This is a genomic window from Streptomyces goshikiensis, assembly GCF_014650555.1.
In the GTDB taxonomy this organism is placed as follows: domain Bacteria; phylum Actinomycetota; class Actinomycetes; order Streptomycetales; family Streptomycetaceae; genus Streptomyces; species Streptomyces goshikiensis.
Genome location: NZ_BMVE01000003.1, coordinates 136,401 through 149,531 on the forward strand (window position 1 = coordinate 136,401; position 13,131 = coordinate 149,531).

General features: G+C 73.7%; 15 protein-coding genes. 9 read left to right on the forward strand and 6 right to left on the reverse strand.

The window, feature by feature from the left end; genetic code table 11:
• The first annotated feature begins 57 nt into the window (after nucleotides 1-57).
• Nucleotides 58-1,044 (forward strand): SLAC1 family transporter, encoded by a 987-nt coding sequence (locus tag IE248_RS10705; protein WP_268254041.1) that lies wholly within the window; start codon nucleotides 58-60, stop codon nucleotides 1,042-1,044.
• Between the two features lie 27 nt (nucleotides 1,045-1,071).
• Here the strand turns inward: IE248_RS10705 and IE248_RS10710 are convergent, their stop codons facing one another.
• Entirely contained in the window at nucleotides 1,072-1,761 is a 690-nt protein-coding gene (locus tag IE248_RS10710; RefSeq protein WP_079196291.1) for a YoaK family protein, read from the reverse strand.
• A 78-nt stretch (nucleotides 1,762-1,839) separates the two neighbouring features.
• Here IE248_RS10710 and IE248_RS10715 point away from each other — a divergent pair, with 78 nt between their 5' ends.
• The 4 genes from IE248_RS10715 to IE248_RS10730 all read left to right on the forward strand — a co-directional run bounded on the left by IE248_RS10715 (nucleotide 1,840) and on the right by IE248_RS10730 (nucleotide 4,900).
• Entirely contained in the window at nucleotides 1,840-2,274 is a 435-nt protein-coding gene (locus tag IE248_RS10715; RefSeq protein ID WP_037798729.1) for a VOC family protein, read from the forward strand.
• A 120-nt stretch (nucleotides 2,275-2,394) separates the two neighbouring features.
• Nucleotides 2,395-3,606 (forward strand): T4 RnlA family RNA ligase, encoded by a 1,212-nt coding sequence (locus tag IE248_RS10720; RefSeq protein ID WP_190030586.1) that lies wholly within the window; start codon nucleotides 2,395-2,397, stop codon nucleotides 3,604-3,606.
• Nucleotides 3,607-3,609: 3 nt separating this feature from the next.
• Nucleotides 3,610-4,542: a phosphatase domain-containing protein gene (locus IE248_RS10725; RefSeq protein ID WP_229895246.1), complete on the forward strand. Its 933-nt coding sequence runs from the start codon at nucleotides 3,610-3,612 to the stop codon at nucleotides 4,540-4,542.
• Nucleotides 4,543-4,552: 10 nt separating this feature from the next.
• A complete protein-coding gene (locus IE248_RS10730; RefSeq protein ID WP_373301504.1) occupies nucleotides 4,553-4,900 on the forward strand; it encodes a PIN domain-containing protein in 348 nt (115 codons plus the stop codon).
• 94 nt (nucleotides 4,901-4,994) lie between these two features.
• On the opposite strand, the gene IE248_RS10735 is transcribed toward IE248_RS10730, so the two are convergent.
• Nucleotides 4,995-5,618: a hypothetical protein gene (locus tag IE248_RS10735; protein WP_190030587.1), complete on the reverse strand. Its 624-nt coding sequence runs from the start codon at nucleotides 5,616-5,618 to the stop codon at nucleotides 4,995-4,997.
• A gap of 330 nt (nucleotides 5,619-5,948) precedes the next feature.
• Here IE248_RS10735 and IE248_RS10740 point away from each other — a divergent pair, with 330 nt between their 5' ends.
• Both IE248_RS10740 and IE248_RS10745 read left to right on the forward strand, forming a co-directional pair.
• Nucleotides 5,949-6,182: a DUF397 domain-containing protein gene (locus IE248_RS10740; RefSeq protein ID WP_037798732.1), complete on the forward strand. Its 234-nt coding sequence runs from the start codon at nucleotides 5,949-5,951 to the stop codon at nucleotides 6,180-6,182.
• 89 nt (nucleotides 6,183-6,271) lie between these two features.
• On the forward strand, nucleotides 6,272-7,177 hold the full coding sequence (locus IE248_RS10745) for a helix-turn-helix domain-containing protein (protein WP_037798733.1): 906 nt from the start codon (nucleotides 6,272-6,274) through the stop codon (nucleotides 7,175-7,177).
• 99 nt (nucleotides 7,178-7,276) lie between these two features.
• Here the strand turns inward: IE248_RS10745 and IE248_RS10750 are convergent, their stop codons facing one another.
• Nucleotides 7,277-8,110 carry an SAM-dependent methyltransferase gene (locus IE248_RS10750; RefSeq protein ID WP_073779291.1) on the reverse strand — a complete coding sequence of 278 codons (834 nt, stop codon included), beginning with the start codon at nucleotides 8,108-8,110 and terminating at the stop codon, nucleotides 7,277-7,279.
• A gap of 152 nt (nucleotides 8,111-8,262) precedes the next feature.
• Entirely contained in the window at nucleotides 8,263-8,556 is a 294-nt protein-coding gene (locus IE248_RS10755; RefSeq protein ID WP_073798528.1) for a hypothetical protein, read from the reverse strand.
• A gap of 852 nt (nucleotides 8,557-9,408) precedes the next feature.
• On the opposite strand from IE248_RS10755, the gene IE248_RS10760 reads away from it, so the two are divergent.
• Nucleotides 9,409-9,783, forward strand: a complete 375-nt coding sequence (locus tag IE248_RS10760) for a YbjQ family protein (protein WP_037800117.1) — start codon at nucleotides 9,409-9,411, stop codon at nucleotides 9,781-9,783.
• A gap of 4 nt (nucleotides 9,784-9,787) precedes the next feature.
• Here the strand turns inward: IE248_RS10760 and IE248_RS10765 are convergent, their stop codons facing one another.
• Both IE248_RS10765 and IE248_RS10770 read right to left on the reverse strand, forming a co-directional pair.
• Nucleotides 9,788-10,141, reverse strand: coding sequence for a VOC family protein (locus IE248_RS10765; protein ID WP_073798529.1), 354 nt, complete (start codon nucleotides 10,139-10,141; stop codon nucleotides 9,788-9,790).
• 63 nt (nucleotides 10,142-10,204) lie between these two features.
• Nucleotides 10,205-11,164, reverse strand: a complete 960-nt coding sequence (locus IE248_RS10770) for an EamA family transporter (protein WP_190030588.1) — start codon at nucleotides 11,162-11,164, stop codon at nucleotides 10,205-10,207.
• 29 nt (nucleotides 11,165-11,193) lie between these two features.
• On the opposite strand from IE248_RS10770, the gene pdxR reads away from it, so the two are divergent.
• Nucleotides 11,194-12,735 (forward strand): MocR-like pyridoxine biosynthesis transcription factor PdxR, encoded by a 1,542-nt coding sequence (gene pdxR, locus IE248_RS10775; RefSeq protein ID WP_190030589.1) that lies wholly within the window; start codon nucleotides 11,194-11,196, stop codon nucleotides 12,733-12,735.
• The last annotated feature ends 396 nt before the right edge of the window (nucleotides 12,736-13,131 follow it).

The window sequence follows — 13,131 nt, forward strand, 5'->3', positions numbered from 1 at the left end:
CGCCGCGGCCGGCGCACCGCGCTGGCGCGCCGCCCGTCACGGGTGTCCGCTGGAGGGGTGGACCCCGCATGCGAGCGCGCCTGGCTGGCCGGACTGCCCCCGGCGGCGGGCGCGGCCGTCATGGCCGCCGGGATCCTCTCCGTCGGCCTGCACCTGATCGGGCACGAACCGCTGTCCCTCGCGGCCCTCGCCGTCGCGGCGCTGCTCTGGCTCGTCCTCGCCCGGGATTTCGCCGCCCGGCTGACCGGCGACCGCGGCCGCTTCCGCGCCGAGGCCGACACCCCGGCCGCGCTGACGGCGGTCGCCGCCACCACCGTCCTCGGGACCCGCCTCTCGATGCTGGGATGGCAGGCGGCGGCCGCCGCCGCGCTGGCACTGGCCGCCGCGCTCTGGCCGGGGCTGTCGTACGCCGTCGTGGCGCACTGGCACTGGCACCGGCGGATGCCCGGGGCGGCCTTCCTCGTCTGCGTCGCGACCCAGGGGCTCGCCCTCCTCGCGGCGGTGCTCGCCGCGGCGGACCGGCAGACGTGGCTCGCCCGGGCGGCGCTGGCCGCGTTCTGCCTCGGACTGCTGCTGTACGGCGCCGCGCTCGTACGGTTCGACTTCCGCGAGGTGTGCAGGGGCGCGGGCGACCACTGGGTGGCGGGCGGCGCGCTGGCCCTCACCGCCCTGGCCGGCTCCAAGCTCCTCGAATCACCCGTCTGGACGGGCTGGACGCACACCGCGCTGCGCACCGTCACGCTCGTCGCGCTCGGCCTGTCCCTCGTCTGGTACGTGGTCCTCCTCGCCGCCGAACTGGGCAGACCGCGCCCGCGCTACGACATCCGGCGCTGGGCCACCGTCTTCCCGCTCGGCATGACCGCGACCGCCTGCCTCTCGGCGGCCGCGCCGACGGGCGTGACCTGGCTGCGCCGGCTGGGTGAGCCGCTGCTGTGGATCGCCGTCGCCGCCTGGCTCCTGACCTGCGTCGCGTTCGCCGTGGAGCACCTGCGATCCCGCCGGGCCCCGCGCCGGCCCCCCGGTGCGAGCGCCCGCCGCGGCTGACCGGCCCCTGCCCCGGCCGGCCGGGGCTCAGCCGGGCTTCCTCCCGGCGCCCACGCGCAGGCCCGCCACCGCGACCCAGGCCAGCAGGACGACCGCCGCGAGCAGCGCCCAGCGCGAACCGTGGTGCAGCGTCAGCAGACCCCCGGCGAAGGCCCCGCACAGCAGGGCCACGACCGACACCAGACGCCGCAGCGCGGGCGCGCCCCAGGGATCGGCGGCCAGCCCCGTCAGCGCCCGGGTGACCACCGTCGTGGTCAGGTCCGGTACCGCCAGCCGGTGGACCACCGCGTTCTGCAGGCCCATGCCGAGCGCGAGCAGTCCGACCACCGCGAGCTGACCGCCGCCGGAGGACGTCGCGGCGAACGCGGCGCCCACCAGGGCCGCCTGCACCGCCACCAGCGGCCCGAACATCCGCGCCGCCGGCCTGTCGCGGCGCAGCCGCCCGGCCGCCATGGCCCCGGCGATGAAGGCCCCCAGCGCCAGGACCGTGGCCGCGCCGGACAGTTCGCGGTCCCCGGCGAGCGCGAACCCGAGGAACACCACGTTGCCCGTCATGTTGGCGACGAAGACGTGGTCGAGCCCGAGGTAGCTCACGGCGTCCACCAGCCCGCTCACGAAGGTGAGCACGATCAGCAGCGGCGCCACCACCCCGTGCGGCCCGCTCGATCCGTCCGGCCCCGGCGGGAACAGCAGGGCGGACAGCCTCCGCAGGATCATTCCCGTTCCCTCCCGGCACGCGTCCGCGCCCGCCGCTCCCTGTGGCGACCCCGCCCGCACCTCAGTAGGGTCCCCGCCATGGCATACACGTTTCAGGTGACCATCGACTCCGCCGAACCGCACGTCCTCGCCGACTGGTGGGCCGACGCACTCGGCTGGGAGGTCGAGTCCAGCGACGAGGCCTTCATCCGCCGCATGATCGAGGACGGCCGGGCGACCGAGGAGGACACCACCACCCACCGCGGCACCCTCGTGTGGAAGGCCGGCACCGGGATCCGCCACCCGGAGGGCCTCGACCGCGCACCCCGCGTCCTCTTCCAGTACGTCAGCGACGCCAAGACCGTCAAGAACCGCGTCCACCTCGACGTCCGCACCGGCTCCGACGACCCCAAGGCCGTCGTCGAGCGCCTGATCGCCAAGGGCGCCCGGCACCTCCACGACGCCAGCCAGGGCCCCTACACCTGGACGACGCTCGCCGATCCGCAAGGCAACGAACTCTGCGTCTCCCACTAGCCGCGCCGCCGCCCAGCGCCCGGCGGGCACCGTCACCTCTGCGGTGACCAGGTGTAATTCGCTGTCGGAGCGTGCCTCCCGCACGTGAGAATGGAGCATCTCAATCCGGGAGGGAACCCCATGAGCCAGGACCACCTGACTCTGCACGACCTGCTGCCGCCCCAGGACCTGGCGGCCGCCATCGACGCCGGGCACGTGACCCGCAAGGCGCACCCCGAACTGCCGCTGTCCATCTACACCTACACCCGGACGGCCCAGTACGAGCAGGTGTGGAACCAGGTCACCACGCGCTGTCGAGGCCTCGTCGCCGACGACACCACCGGCGCCGTCGTCGCCCTGCCGCTGCCGAAGTTCTTCAACGTCGGCGAGCACGAGTCGGGCCGGCCGTACGCGCCGCCGCTGCCGCAGGACGAGCCGTTCGAGGTGTACGAGAAGGTCGACGGCAGCCTCGCCGTCGTCTTCCACTACGCCGGCCACTGGCGGGTCGCGTCCAAGGGTTCCTTCATCAGTGCCCAGGCCACCTGGGCGCAGCGCCGCCTCGACGCGAAGGACACCTCGGGCCTGGCCCCCGGCGTGACCTACCTCGCCGAGATCCTGTACCCGGAGAACCGCATCGTCGTCGACTACGGCGACCGCCGGGACCTGGTCCTGCTCGCCGCCTTCGACCGGGACGGCACCGAGGTCCCGCTCGCCGAAGCCGCCGCGCACTGGCAGCCCATAGGCTCCGTCGTCACGGTGTGGCCCGCGATGCCGCTGGCCGAACTGATCGCGCTGACCGAGTCCAGCACCCTGCCCGGCGGCCGCGCCGCCACCGGCACCGACGCCGAGGGCTTCGTGCTGCGCTTCGCGTCCGGAGTCCGGGCCAAGGCCAAGATCTCCGAGTACGTACGGCTGCACAAGGTGCTCACCCGCGTCACCGAGCGGGACATCTGGCGCGGCCACGGCATCCAGCGCTTCGTCGGCCTGCCCGCCAAGCAGCTGGCGCAGCACCTGGGATGCACGGCCGCGGACATCGAGGCCTGGGGCGAGAAGCCGCTCGACGCGCTGCTGGACCAGGTGCCCGACGAGTTCGACGCCTGGGTGCGCCAGGTCATCGCCCGGCTCGAAGCCGAGGCCGCGCTCCGCGAGCGCGCCGTCGACGAGGCCTTCCGGAACCTCGCCCACCTGGCCGGCGACCGCGGCGCGTTCGCGCGGGCCGCGAAGGCGCTGCCCGACGGCCGGCTGCGCGCCGCGATGTTCCTGCGCCTGGACGGCCGGTCCACCGAGCTCGCCGTCTGGCGGGACGTGCGGCCCGAGGCGTCCGACCCGTACACCACCGATGAGGAGAACTGACCAGTGTCCGAAGACCCCGTACGCCCCGTCGTCCACGTCATGACGGGGTTGCCGGCCTCGGGGAAGACGACCGCGGCGCGGGCCCTGCAGGCCGGGGCCGGAGGGCGGATGCGCCGCGTCAACCTCGACGACCTGCGGGCCATGCTCGACGTGCCCGACCCCGAGCACAGCCGCTCGTACAAGCACGAACAGACCGTCCTGGCCATCCAGGACGCGGCCGTGCGCGCGGCGGTCGAGGACGGCTTCGACGTGGTCGTCGACAACACCCACCTCACCCCGCACATCCCCAAGCGCCTCAAGGCCGCGGTCGCGGGGCTCGCCACCTTCGTCGTGCACGACTTCACCGACGTGTCCGTGGAGGAGTGCGTGGCCCGGGACGCGGCGCGGGAGCGGCAGGTCGGCGAGGAGATCATCCGGATACTCGCCGACAAGCACCAGCGGTCCCGCAAGGGCGGCTGGCGGCTGACCGCCGAGTGGCTGAACGACGAGCCGCCCGTCGCGCCGTACGTGGCCGACCCGGCGCTGCCCGCCGCCGTGATGTGCGACATCGACGGGACGCTCGCGCTGACCGGCGACCGGCACGTCTACGACTTCACCCGCTGCGGGGTCGACCTGCTCAACGAGCCGGTCCGGTACGCGCTGGACGCGTTCAGGCGCGCCGAGGGCGACACCATCGTCCTGCTGTCCGGGCGCAGCGAGGACCACCGGGCGGAGACGGAGGAGTGGCTCGCCCGCCACGAGGTGCCGTACGACGAGCTGTGGATGCGCGCGTCGGGCGACCAGCGCCGCGACGACGTGGTGAAGGCCGAGCTGTTCGACGCGCACGTCCGCCACCGGTACGCGGTGCGGATGTCGCTGGACGACCGGGACCGGGTGGTCGCGGTCTGGCGCCGGATGGGCCTGCCCACCTGGCAGGTCAACTACGGCGACTTCTAGTGTGGGTGCGGTGACCGTACTGATCGTGGACGCCGCGAACGTCGTCGGATCCGTGCCCGACGGCTGGTGGCGCGACCGCCGGGGCGCGGCCGAGCGGCTGCGCGACCTGCTGGCGGAGCGGGACGCGGGCGAGGAGATCGTCCTCGTGGTCGAGGGCGCCGCGCGGGGCGTCGAGTCCGTGCCCGGGGTACGGGTGGACCCGGCTCCCGGGAGCGGCGACGACCGGATCGTGGAGCTGGCCGGGCAGTACGCGGAGCGCGGCTGCGTGGTGGTCACGGCCGATCGTGAACTGCGCGCGCGGGTGGGGGCGTTCGGGGTCGAGTGCGTGGGTCCGCGGACGGTCCGCCCCGCGCCCTGAACGCGGGTCCTGACGCCGGAAGTCCGGCCGCCCGGGGTACGGGGGGCCGGACTTCCGGCTGCCGGACTCGTGCCGCCGGCTTGAGGCTGCCGGGTTACGGGATCGGCTGCGGACGGGGCTCCTGCGGACGGGCCGGGCAGGCCTTCACGGTGCTGAGGTTGCGGACGTAGCGGGCGGCCACCCAGCGGGAATCGGGGCCGGCGAGGCGGTACCAGACGTTGTTGCCGTCGACCGGGTCCCCGGTGTTCTTGCAGACGAGTTCGATCCGCTGGTTCGGCTGGACCGTACCCAGCTTGATCGCGTGGACGTACGGCTTGTTGCGGATGTTCAGCGGGCCCTGGGAGATGACCTGGCCGTAGACGGCCCTGGCGGCCGCGGCAGCGGCGGCGTCGGTGCCGTCGGTGGTGGTTCCGCTGGGGCGGCCGTTGGGGCGGCCGTTGGGACGACCGTTCGGGCGTCCGTTCGGCCATCCGTTCGGGGTCGCGGAGGGGTTCTCCGTGGCGCTCTCGTCGGCGTTCTCGTCGGCGTTGTCCGTGCCATCGGTGTTGTCGGTCTGCCTGCCCGGCCAGCCCTGGTCGGAGCCGTCGTCCATGACGCTCCCCTGTTCCTGGGTTTCGGGCAGCGGGTCCTCGTCCGCCGTGGCGACGCCCGCTCCGACCAGGCCGAGCACCAGGCTTCCGGCGGCGAGAGCGAGGATGGTCCTGGGACGCTTCAGCATTGAGCCGGCTCCTCTGTGAAGGAAGTCATCCGCCCGGCCGCGGCACGCGGCCGGAGGCGGCGACCAGGCGGTCACCACGGACGACTATGACCAGGGAGCGGCGCATCGCCCGGGCGACGCACCGCCAATTAGCCCGATATGCGTAATATCTGGTAGCGACCGCTGCGCACTCCCCGAGGGACGTCGGATCATATGCGCGCAGCGAGTTCAGGGCACCCTTTCGAGGGACTCCCGTGCACCCTGCACCTGGCTAGCATTCTCATGAGCGCCTGCCACGCAATCCCATATGGGATTGCGTGATCATGCGTGTCCGACAATGAGAGGGCAGTCATGCAATTACGCAATGGAGTCGTGGCGAGCGAAATCCCCGGCGCGGTCTGGGTGAAGAGCAGCGCCAGCATCGGAAACGGGAACTGCGTCGAAGTCGCCGCGCTGGACGGCGGCGGTGTGGCGGTGCGGAACTCGCGCTTCCCCGACGGGCCGGCGCTGGTGTTCACCACCGCCGAGATCGAGGCGTTCGTCGACGGCGCCAAGCGATCCGAGTTCGACCATCTGACCGGATGACGGTCTAAGCTCGGGCCAAAGCTTGGAGCGGCGGGCATTCAGGCACCATTCTGGGGCTGTCACTCAACCCCGGTCATATCGGAGTTCGTATGCCCGCGCTCCCCGAGCACCAGCCCGGCCCCGTCGCCCCCGTCCTGCCGCTGGACCGGGAGCCCGGGAGGGAGGCGGCCGGGCGGATGCTGGGGCGAGAGCTCAGAGGATGGCGTGAGGACCGCGGCCTCACGCTGAAGGACGTCGCACCGGTGATCCGTGGATCGGTGTCCAAGATCAGCCGGCTGGAGCGCGGGGAGAGCCCTCCCAAACAGCGCGACGTACTGGACCTGGCCCGGCACTACGGGGTCGGCCCCGAGGACATGCGGACGATCGAGCGGCTCCTCCAGCACGCTCAGGACTGCGAGTGGTACGAGCAGTACAGCGATGTCACGCCCGGCTTCCTCAAGCGCCTGATCCAGCTGGAGGGCGACGCCACGGCCATGTGCATCTACGAGAACATGGTCGTCCCCGGTCTCCTCCAGACCCGCGAGTACGCCCGGCAGATGGTCCGCGCCGTGATGCCGAGCGCCTCCGCCGCGGAAGTGGAGCGGGTGGTGGACCTGCGGATCAGGCGCCAGCTCGTCTTCGACCGGCCCGGGCCCCGGGTGACCGTGCTGCTCGACGAGAGCGTCCTGCGCCGCCGCTTCGGCAACGCCGACGTGATGCGCGGACAGCTGGCCCACCTGCTGCGCGCCTTCGACAGCGCCAAGGTGAACATCCGCGTCATCGAGATGTCCCGGGGCTACGGCATCGCGCCGCTCTACCCGATCACGCACCTCCAGTTCGGTGACGGGGGGCCGGCCGAGCTGGTCTACGTCGAGCACATCAACGGCGCGAACTACGTGACCCGGCGGCGGGCCCTCGACGACTACCGCAACGCCCTGACCCGGGCCCGGATGGCGGCGACGTCCCTGGAGAAGAGCCGGGAGATGATCAAGGAAGCGATGGAGCAGTACGGCTGACCGGCGCCCGCCCGCCCGGTCCGCGACGCCGCCGTCCGCGGCGCCGGCCACGCGCCCGCCCCGCTCCTCGCGGGACGGGCGCGCCGTGCTCGTCGGAGTTCAGTGCCGCCGGGTGGGGACGCGGGCCACGCCGCCCCACTCCACCCAGTCCGTGGGCCGGTCCTGGGCGCGCGGGGGCGGGCCGTCCGGCCGCCAGTCGACCACGTCGACCAGACCGGGATCGAGGATCTCCAGGCCGTCGAAGTACCGCCGGACCTCGTGCGGCTCCCGGACCCGGCCCCAGTGGCCGTGGGTGGCGTCCTCCATGAGCTTCGTGACGTCCTGGCGCACGACGGGGTCGTCGCTGACGAGCTGGCAGATCACCATGAAGCTGCCGTCCGGCAGCAGATCGGCCGTCTCGCGCACCACGAGCGCGGGGGAGCGGTGCTCGTCCCCGTCGGGGATGCAGTGCAGGACGGACACGAACAGGGCGGCGATGGGCTGCTCCCAGTCGAGGAACGGCTCCGTCTCACGCCGGATCCGCCCGGTCTCGCGCAGGTCCGCGTGGACGACGACCGTGCCCGCGTTCTCGTCCAGCATGGTCCGGGCGTGCGCCAGCACCATCGGGTCGTTGTCGATGTACGCGACCTTGCAGTCCGGGTGGGCGCGCTGCGCCACTTCGTGGACGTTGTCCTGCGTGGGCAGGCCGGAACCGTGGTCGAGGAACTGCTGGATCCCGTAGTCCTCCACCAGGATGCGGACCACGCGGCGCAGGAAGGCCCGGTTGTTGCGGGCGAGGAGCTGGGTGCTCGGGGCGATGCGCAGGAGGTCGGCGCACGCGGCGCGATCGCTCGCGTAGTTCTCGACTCCGCCGAGGAGCCAGTCGTACATCCGGGCCACGCTCGGGGTGTGCATGTCAATCAAGGGTGTGTGTGGGTCCTGCCCTAACTCCATGAGCCCTCCTTGTGGCCTTCGTCAGAGGCCTGCGGGTTGGGATAAGCGCTCATGGTAGGGAGTCGCCCGAGGGCATGCCAATCACTCGATGGGGTTCAAGACAGGCGAACCGGGGGCGGCGGCCCGGAGGCCGCCGCCCCCGCGGCGGGCCGTCAGGACCGGCGGCGGCGCAGGTCGCGGCGGCGGGCCCACTGCGCACAGCAGACCCGGGCGGCCTCGGTGAGGTCGGCCAGCAGCCGGGGGGCGGCCGCCCAGGGCTCGGGCGTGAGCGCGAGCAGCAGGACCGCTCCGCTCACGTGCACGGCGACCGGGACGAGGCTCGCCCAGAGCGGCGGGACGTCGCCGGATTCCGCCGGCGGGCCCTCCTCGTCCGGCGGGGCGGACATAATGGCGGCGGAAGGGGCCGGGGCGCGTGTGTGGCGCCGCCGCTTCTTCTGGTGAGTCATGCGAATTTCCTTTTCTGGCTTTTTGCGGACTCGCCGGCGGCCCCGGGGGTGCATCCCGGGGCCGCCGCCGCGCGCAGTGCGTGAAAGAAACTCCACTGCCTGCGGAAAGCCGACCTTACATGTCAGCCCCTGCCCTTTGCGCCGCGCTGTCGCTAACTGATCGGCCCTCGATCCATGCAATCCCGAAGCCCTGTGATCAGGCCTCGATATGGTCATCTTTTCGGGAGATTCCATCTCTACTTCGTATGTCTTTGATCGATATTGATCGAATGGGCGGGAGGCAAGCGGTCAGAAAAGAAACGTGCCCGCTTGCTGCGCGAGGCGTCTGCACATGCAGATGGGAAATTCGCTGGGTTGCGTATGGCAAAGACGCCGACCCGGGCCGGGCGTTTGGGCTAGTGGGGCGGGGTCGGCCGGTTCGCGCTGTCGTTCGCAACTCGTCTTTGCGCGCCTTCGCGCGGCCGTCTGTGGCAACCGGACCGTCTCCCGCGCGGGCTGCGACACCGCGCGCGGTTCGCTCACGGCTGAGCGCATGCGACGCCCGCGCGTACGATGCGGGGCCGTGCCCGCCCCCGTACGGGCACGGCCGCGCGGCGGAGGCCCGGGGGGAAGGGCCGATGCCGGTATGAGTCCGGCTCGGGGAAATCTACGGGCGGCCCGCCCCCGGCCGCGCCCGTCCACAGGGTGAAGTCCGCCTACTTCCCAGGGTGGGGACCCCGTACAACCCAGGTTGTACTCAGGGGGGTTGACGTGCGGCACGGCGTCGGCATCGCCGCGGGGCCCGTCTTGTGCGCCGCCACCGTCCGGGCCGCTCAGGATGCGGGCGGCGGCCACCGGATCCAGAGTGGCCGCATGGGTATCGAAGACTACAGCGGCGGCCCCGGGGCCCAGCAGACCGGCGTCCTGGTCGTGACGACCAACGACGTCCCCGGCTACCGGGTCGAGCAGGTCATCGGGGAGGTCTTCGGCCTCACCGTGCGCTCCCGCCACCTGGGCAGCCAGATCGGCGCCGGTCTGAAGTCGATGATCGGCGGCGAGCTGAAGGGCCTGACCAAGACACTGGTGGAGACCCGCAACCAGGCCATGGAGCGGCTCATCGAGGCCGCGAAGGCGCGCGGCGCGAACGCGGTCCTGATGATGCGCTTCGACGTGACGGACGCCGCCGACGTCGGCACCGAGGTGTGCGCGTACGGGACGGCCGTGGTGCTGGTCCCCGCGACCGGCTGACCCCTCAGGCGGGCTGCCACAGCTCGACCCGGTTGCCCTCGGGATCGGTGACCCAGCCGAACCGGCCGACACCCTCCATGTCCTGGGTCTCCCCGGCCACGTCGGCTCCCTTGGCGCGCAGTTGCGCGAGCATCGCGTCCAGGTCGCGGACCCGGAAGTTGAGCATGGTGTGCTGCGCGCGGGACCCGAAGTAGTCGGTCCCGGACTCGAACGTCGCGAACACCGTCGGCCCGGTCTCCTGATGCCACAGGCCGTGCTCGTCGACGTCCAGGCCCAGGCACTCGCGGTACCAGGCGCCGAGGGCCGCCGGGTCGGCCGCCCGCATGAAGTAGCCACCGATTCCACGTACGCGTTCCATGCGGCCATCTTGCCAGGACCGGCGGTGGCCGGGCGGCCCGACGCCACCGGCCGGGCCCGGCCCTCAAGGGGCCGGACGCGCCGCGGGTTCCCGCAGCCCCGCCGCCAGCCCGGCGACGACCACGGCCAGGCCCAGCCACACCGCCGGCCCCGGTACCCCGCCGCCCGCGCACACCCCGCCGCCGGCCGCGGCGAGCGGGGCGACACCGGTCAGCAGCCCGGCCCGGCCGGAGCCGACCGCGGCCACGGTGCGGTACCAGAGCAGGAACGCCACCGCCGTCACCATCACGGCCAGGTACCCGGCGGCCGCCCACTGCCGCGGGCCCAGCTCCGCGAGGTCCGCCGGGCCCTCGCACAGCAAGGTGAGCCCCGCCAGCATCACCGCCCCCAGCCACACCGCGTGCAGCGACACCCCCCACGCGCCGTGCCGCCGCAGCACCGGCACCGCGAGCAGCGTGAACCCCGCCTCGCAGCCCAGCGCGAGCGCGGCCCACGCCACCCCGGCGGCGTCCGTCCGGCCGGTCCCCTCCACCAGCACGGCCCCGGCCACCACGACCGGGGCGGCCAGCAGGATCCTGCGGCTGGGCCGGCGGCCCTCCAGGAACGGGCCGATCACCCCGAGGAGGACCGGTACGGAGGCCACCGCGACCGCGATGACGGCCGGTTCGGCGTGCGCGACACCGCGTACGACGGCCACGTTGAACAGCACCAGACCCGTCGCGGCGATCCCCGCCAGCCACAGCCACTCCCGGCCGCGCGGGCGCCGCACCGGCACCCGGGCGGCCCGGGCGAGGGCGAACAGGATCAGCGCGGCGGCCGCGTACCGGACGGCCTGGGTGGCGAACAGCGGGGCGTCGACCAGCGAGCGGGAGACGGTGACGCTGCTGCCGACCAGCGCCATGCCGGCGATCCCGGGCACGAGGTCGCGCAGCGCGGCGGACGGGGCGGCCACCGGGGCTGACGCGGAAACGGATGCGGATGCGGATACGGATACGGGCGCGGGGTGGGTGGTCAGTGGCTCCATACCGTCGAGCCTGGGCCCAGAATGGACCCATGAGCAGGTCCAATGACCCTCTGTCCCAGGGGTCCAAAACGCGCTCCACAACGGGCTCCGCGACCGGGTCCGCACCCGGGTCCGCCCTCCTCGGCGGCTCGGACTTCCTCCAGCTCGACCCCGACCGGGCCCCCGCCGGCGGCCGTACCGAGTGGCTCGCCGGGCGGCTGCGCGCCGCGATCGCCGACGGCACGCTCCCGGTCGGCACCCGGCTGCCCGCCAGCCGGGTCCTCGCCGCCGAACTCGGCGTCTCGCGCGGCCTGGTCACCGAGGCCTACCAGCGGCTGGCCGAGACCGGCCAGGTCGCGGGGCGCGGCCGGGCCGGCACCGTGGTCGTCGCGGCCCCGCCGCCCGCACCCGCCGCGCCCGTGCGCACCCCGGCCCGAGGCGGGCTGGTCGACGCGCTGCGCGCGGAGCCCTGCCGGATCGACCTCTCGCCCGGCGTACCCGACCTGGCGGCCTTCCCCCGTACCGCCTGGCTGCGAGCGGAACGCCGGGTCCTCGGCGGACTCACCCCGGCCGACTTCGGCTACGGGGATCCACAGGGCGCGCCGGCGCTGCGGGAGGCGGTGGCCGGCTGGCTGGCCCGCAACCGGGGCATCCGGGCCGACCCCGACGAGGTGGTGATCGTCGCCGGGGTCGCCCAGGCACTGGCGCTCCTCGCGCAGGTGCTCCGCGAGGACGGGGTCCGGCGGGTCGCGGTGGAGGACCCCGGCTCGCTCGGCGCCCGGCAGCAACTGGAGTACGGGCGGCTGTCCACGGCGGCGGTACGGGTGGACGCGTCCGGGCTGGACGTGGCCGCGCTGCGGGCCTGCGGGGCCGGGGCGGTCCTGCTGACGCCGGCCCACCAGTTCCCGACCGGGGTCGTCCTCGACGGCGAACGCCGCAGGGAGCTGCTGGGCTGGGCGGCCGAGGGGGGCGTGGTCATCGAGGACGACTACGACGCCGAGCACCGCTACGACCGCGCGCCCGTCCCCGCGCTGAAGGCGCTGCTGCCCGAGCGGGTCTGTTACGCGGGCAGCGTGTCCAAGCTGCTCGCGCCCGCGCTGCGGCTGGGCTGGCTGCTGGCCCCGCCCCGGTACCGGGACGCGGTGGTGGAGGCCAAACGGTACGCGGACCTCGGCAACGCGGTCCTCGCCCAGCTGGTGCTGGCCGACCTGATGGACTCCGGGGAGCTGGAACGCCATCTGCGCTTCGTGCGGCGGCGCCACCGCGGCCGCCGGGACGCGATGCTGCGGGCCGTCGCCGCCCACCTGCCGGGCGCCCGTGTGCACGGCGCGGCGGCGGGGCTGCACCTGATGGTCACCTTCGACGAGGACGGTTCCGGGGCCGGCTTCGAGGACACCGCCCTCGCCTCGGCGGCCCTCGCTCTCGGCGTCAAGGCGCACCCCCTGTCCTGGCACCGCCTGCGGCCGGGCCCGCCGGGGCTGATCCTCGGTTACGCGGCGGGCCCGGTCAGCGAGATCGAGGAGGGCGTCGCGCTCCTCGGCGAGGCCCGTGACCGGCTCTCCCGGATCTCCCGGCGCACGCGGCGAAGCTGACGCCGGGTCAAGGCGGGCCATCCCGGCCCGCACTGGTGGCCGCCCTCGCCGACCGGCCGGCGAAGGCGGCGAAAAGTTTTTTCTTCCGGGCGGCAACCTCCGGCGGGGTCGCGCGTCGTGCGGGGGTGAAGGGCGTGATCCGCGCCCCTCACCGACCGTGGAGAACCGGAGAACCACCGTGAAGAACCTGAAGAGCGTCCCCTCGACCGCCCGCCGGGCGGCGGCCGTCACCACCGCCGTCGCCGCAGCGGCCATCGCTCTCGCGGCCGGGCCGGCCTTCGCCGCGACGGGGCCGTCCGCCAGCCCGACGCCCGGTGCGAGCGCGAGCCCGGTGCCCAGCGCCAGCGTCCCGCCGCGCGGCACGCCCACCCCCACCCCCAGCCGCAGCGTCCCGGC

Excerpts from the sequence above, each read along its gene's own strand:
- IE248_RS10745 (WP_037798733.1), top strand. The coding sequence starts at position 6,272 with ATGCCCGCGCTCCCCGAGCACCAGCCCGGCCCCGTCGCCCCCGTCCTG.
- IE248_RS10735 (WP_190030587.1), bottom strand. The coding sequence starts at position 5,618 with ATGCTGAAGCGTCCCAGGACCATCCTCGCTCTCGCCGCCGGAAGCCTG.
- IE248_RS10760 (WP_037800117.1), top strand. The coding sequence starts at position 9,409 with ATGGGTATCGAAGACTACAGCGGCGGCCCCGGGGCCCAGCAGACCGGC.
- IE248_RS10715 (WP_037798729.1), top strand. The coding sequence starts at position 1,840 with ATGGCATACACGTTTCAGGTGACCATCGACTCCGCCGAACCGCACGTC.
- IE248_RS10720 (WP_190030586.1), top strand. The coding sequence starts at position 2,395 with ATGAGCCAGGACCACCTGACTCTGCACGACCTGCTGCCGCCCCAGGAC.
- IE248_RS10710 (WP_079196291.1), bottom strand. The coding sequence starts at position 1,761 with ATGATCCTGCGGAGGCTGTCCGCCCTGCTGTTCCCGCCGGGGCCGGAC.
- pdxR (WP_190030589.1), top strand. The coding sequence starts at position 11,194 with ATGAGCAGGTCCAATGACCCTCTGTCCCAGGGGTCCAAAACGCGCTCC.
- IE248_RS10750 (WP_073779291.1), bottom strand. The coding sequence starts at position 8,110 with ATGGAGTTAGGGCAGGACCCACACACACCCTTGATTGACATGCACACC.
- IE248_RS10765 (WP_073798529.1), bottom strand. The coding sequence starts at position 10,141 with ATGGAACGCGTACGTGGAATCGGTGGCTACTTCATGCGGGCGGCCGAC.
- IE248_RS10770 (WP_190030588.1), bottom strand. The coding sequence starts at position 11,164 with ATGGAGCCACTGACCACCCACCCCGCGCCCGTATCCGTATCCGCATCC.
- IE248_RS10740 (WP_037798732.1), top strand. The coding sequence starts at position 5,949 with ATGCAATTACGCAATGGAGTCGTGGCGAGCGAAATCCCCGGCGCGGTC.
- IE248_RS10755 (WP_073798528.1), bottom strand. The coding sequence starts at position 8,556 with ATGACTCACCAGAAGAAGCGGCGGCGCCACACACGCGCCCCGGCCCCT.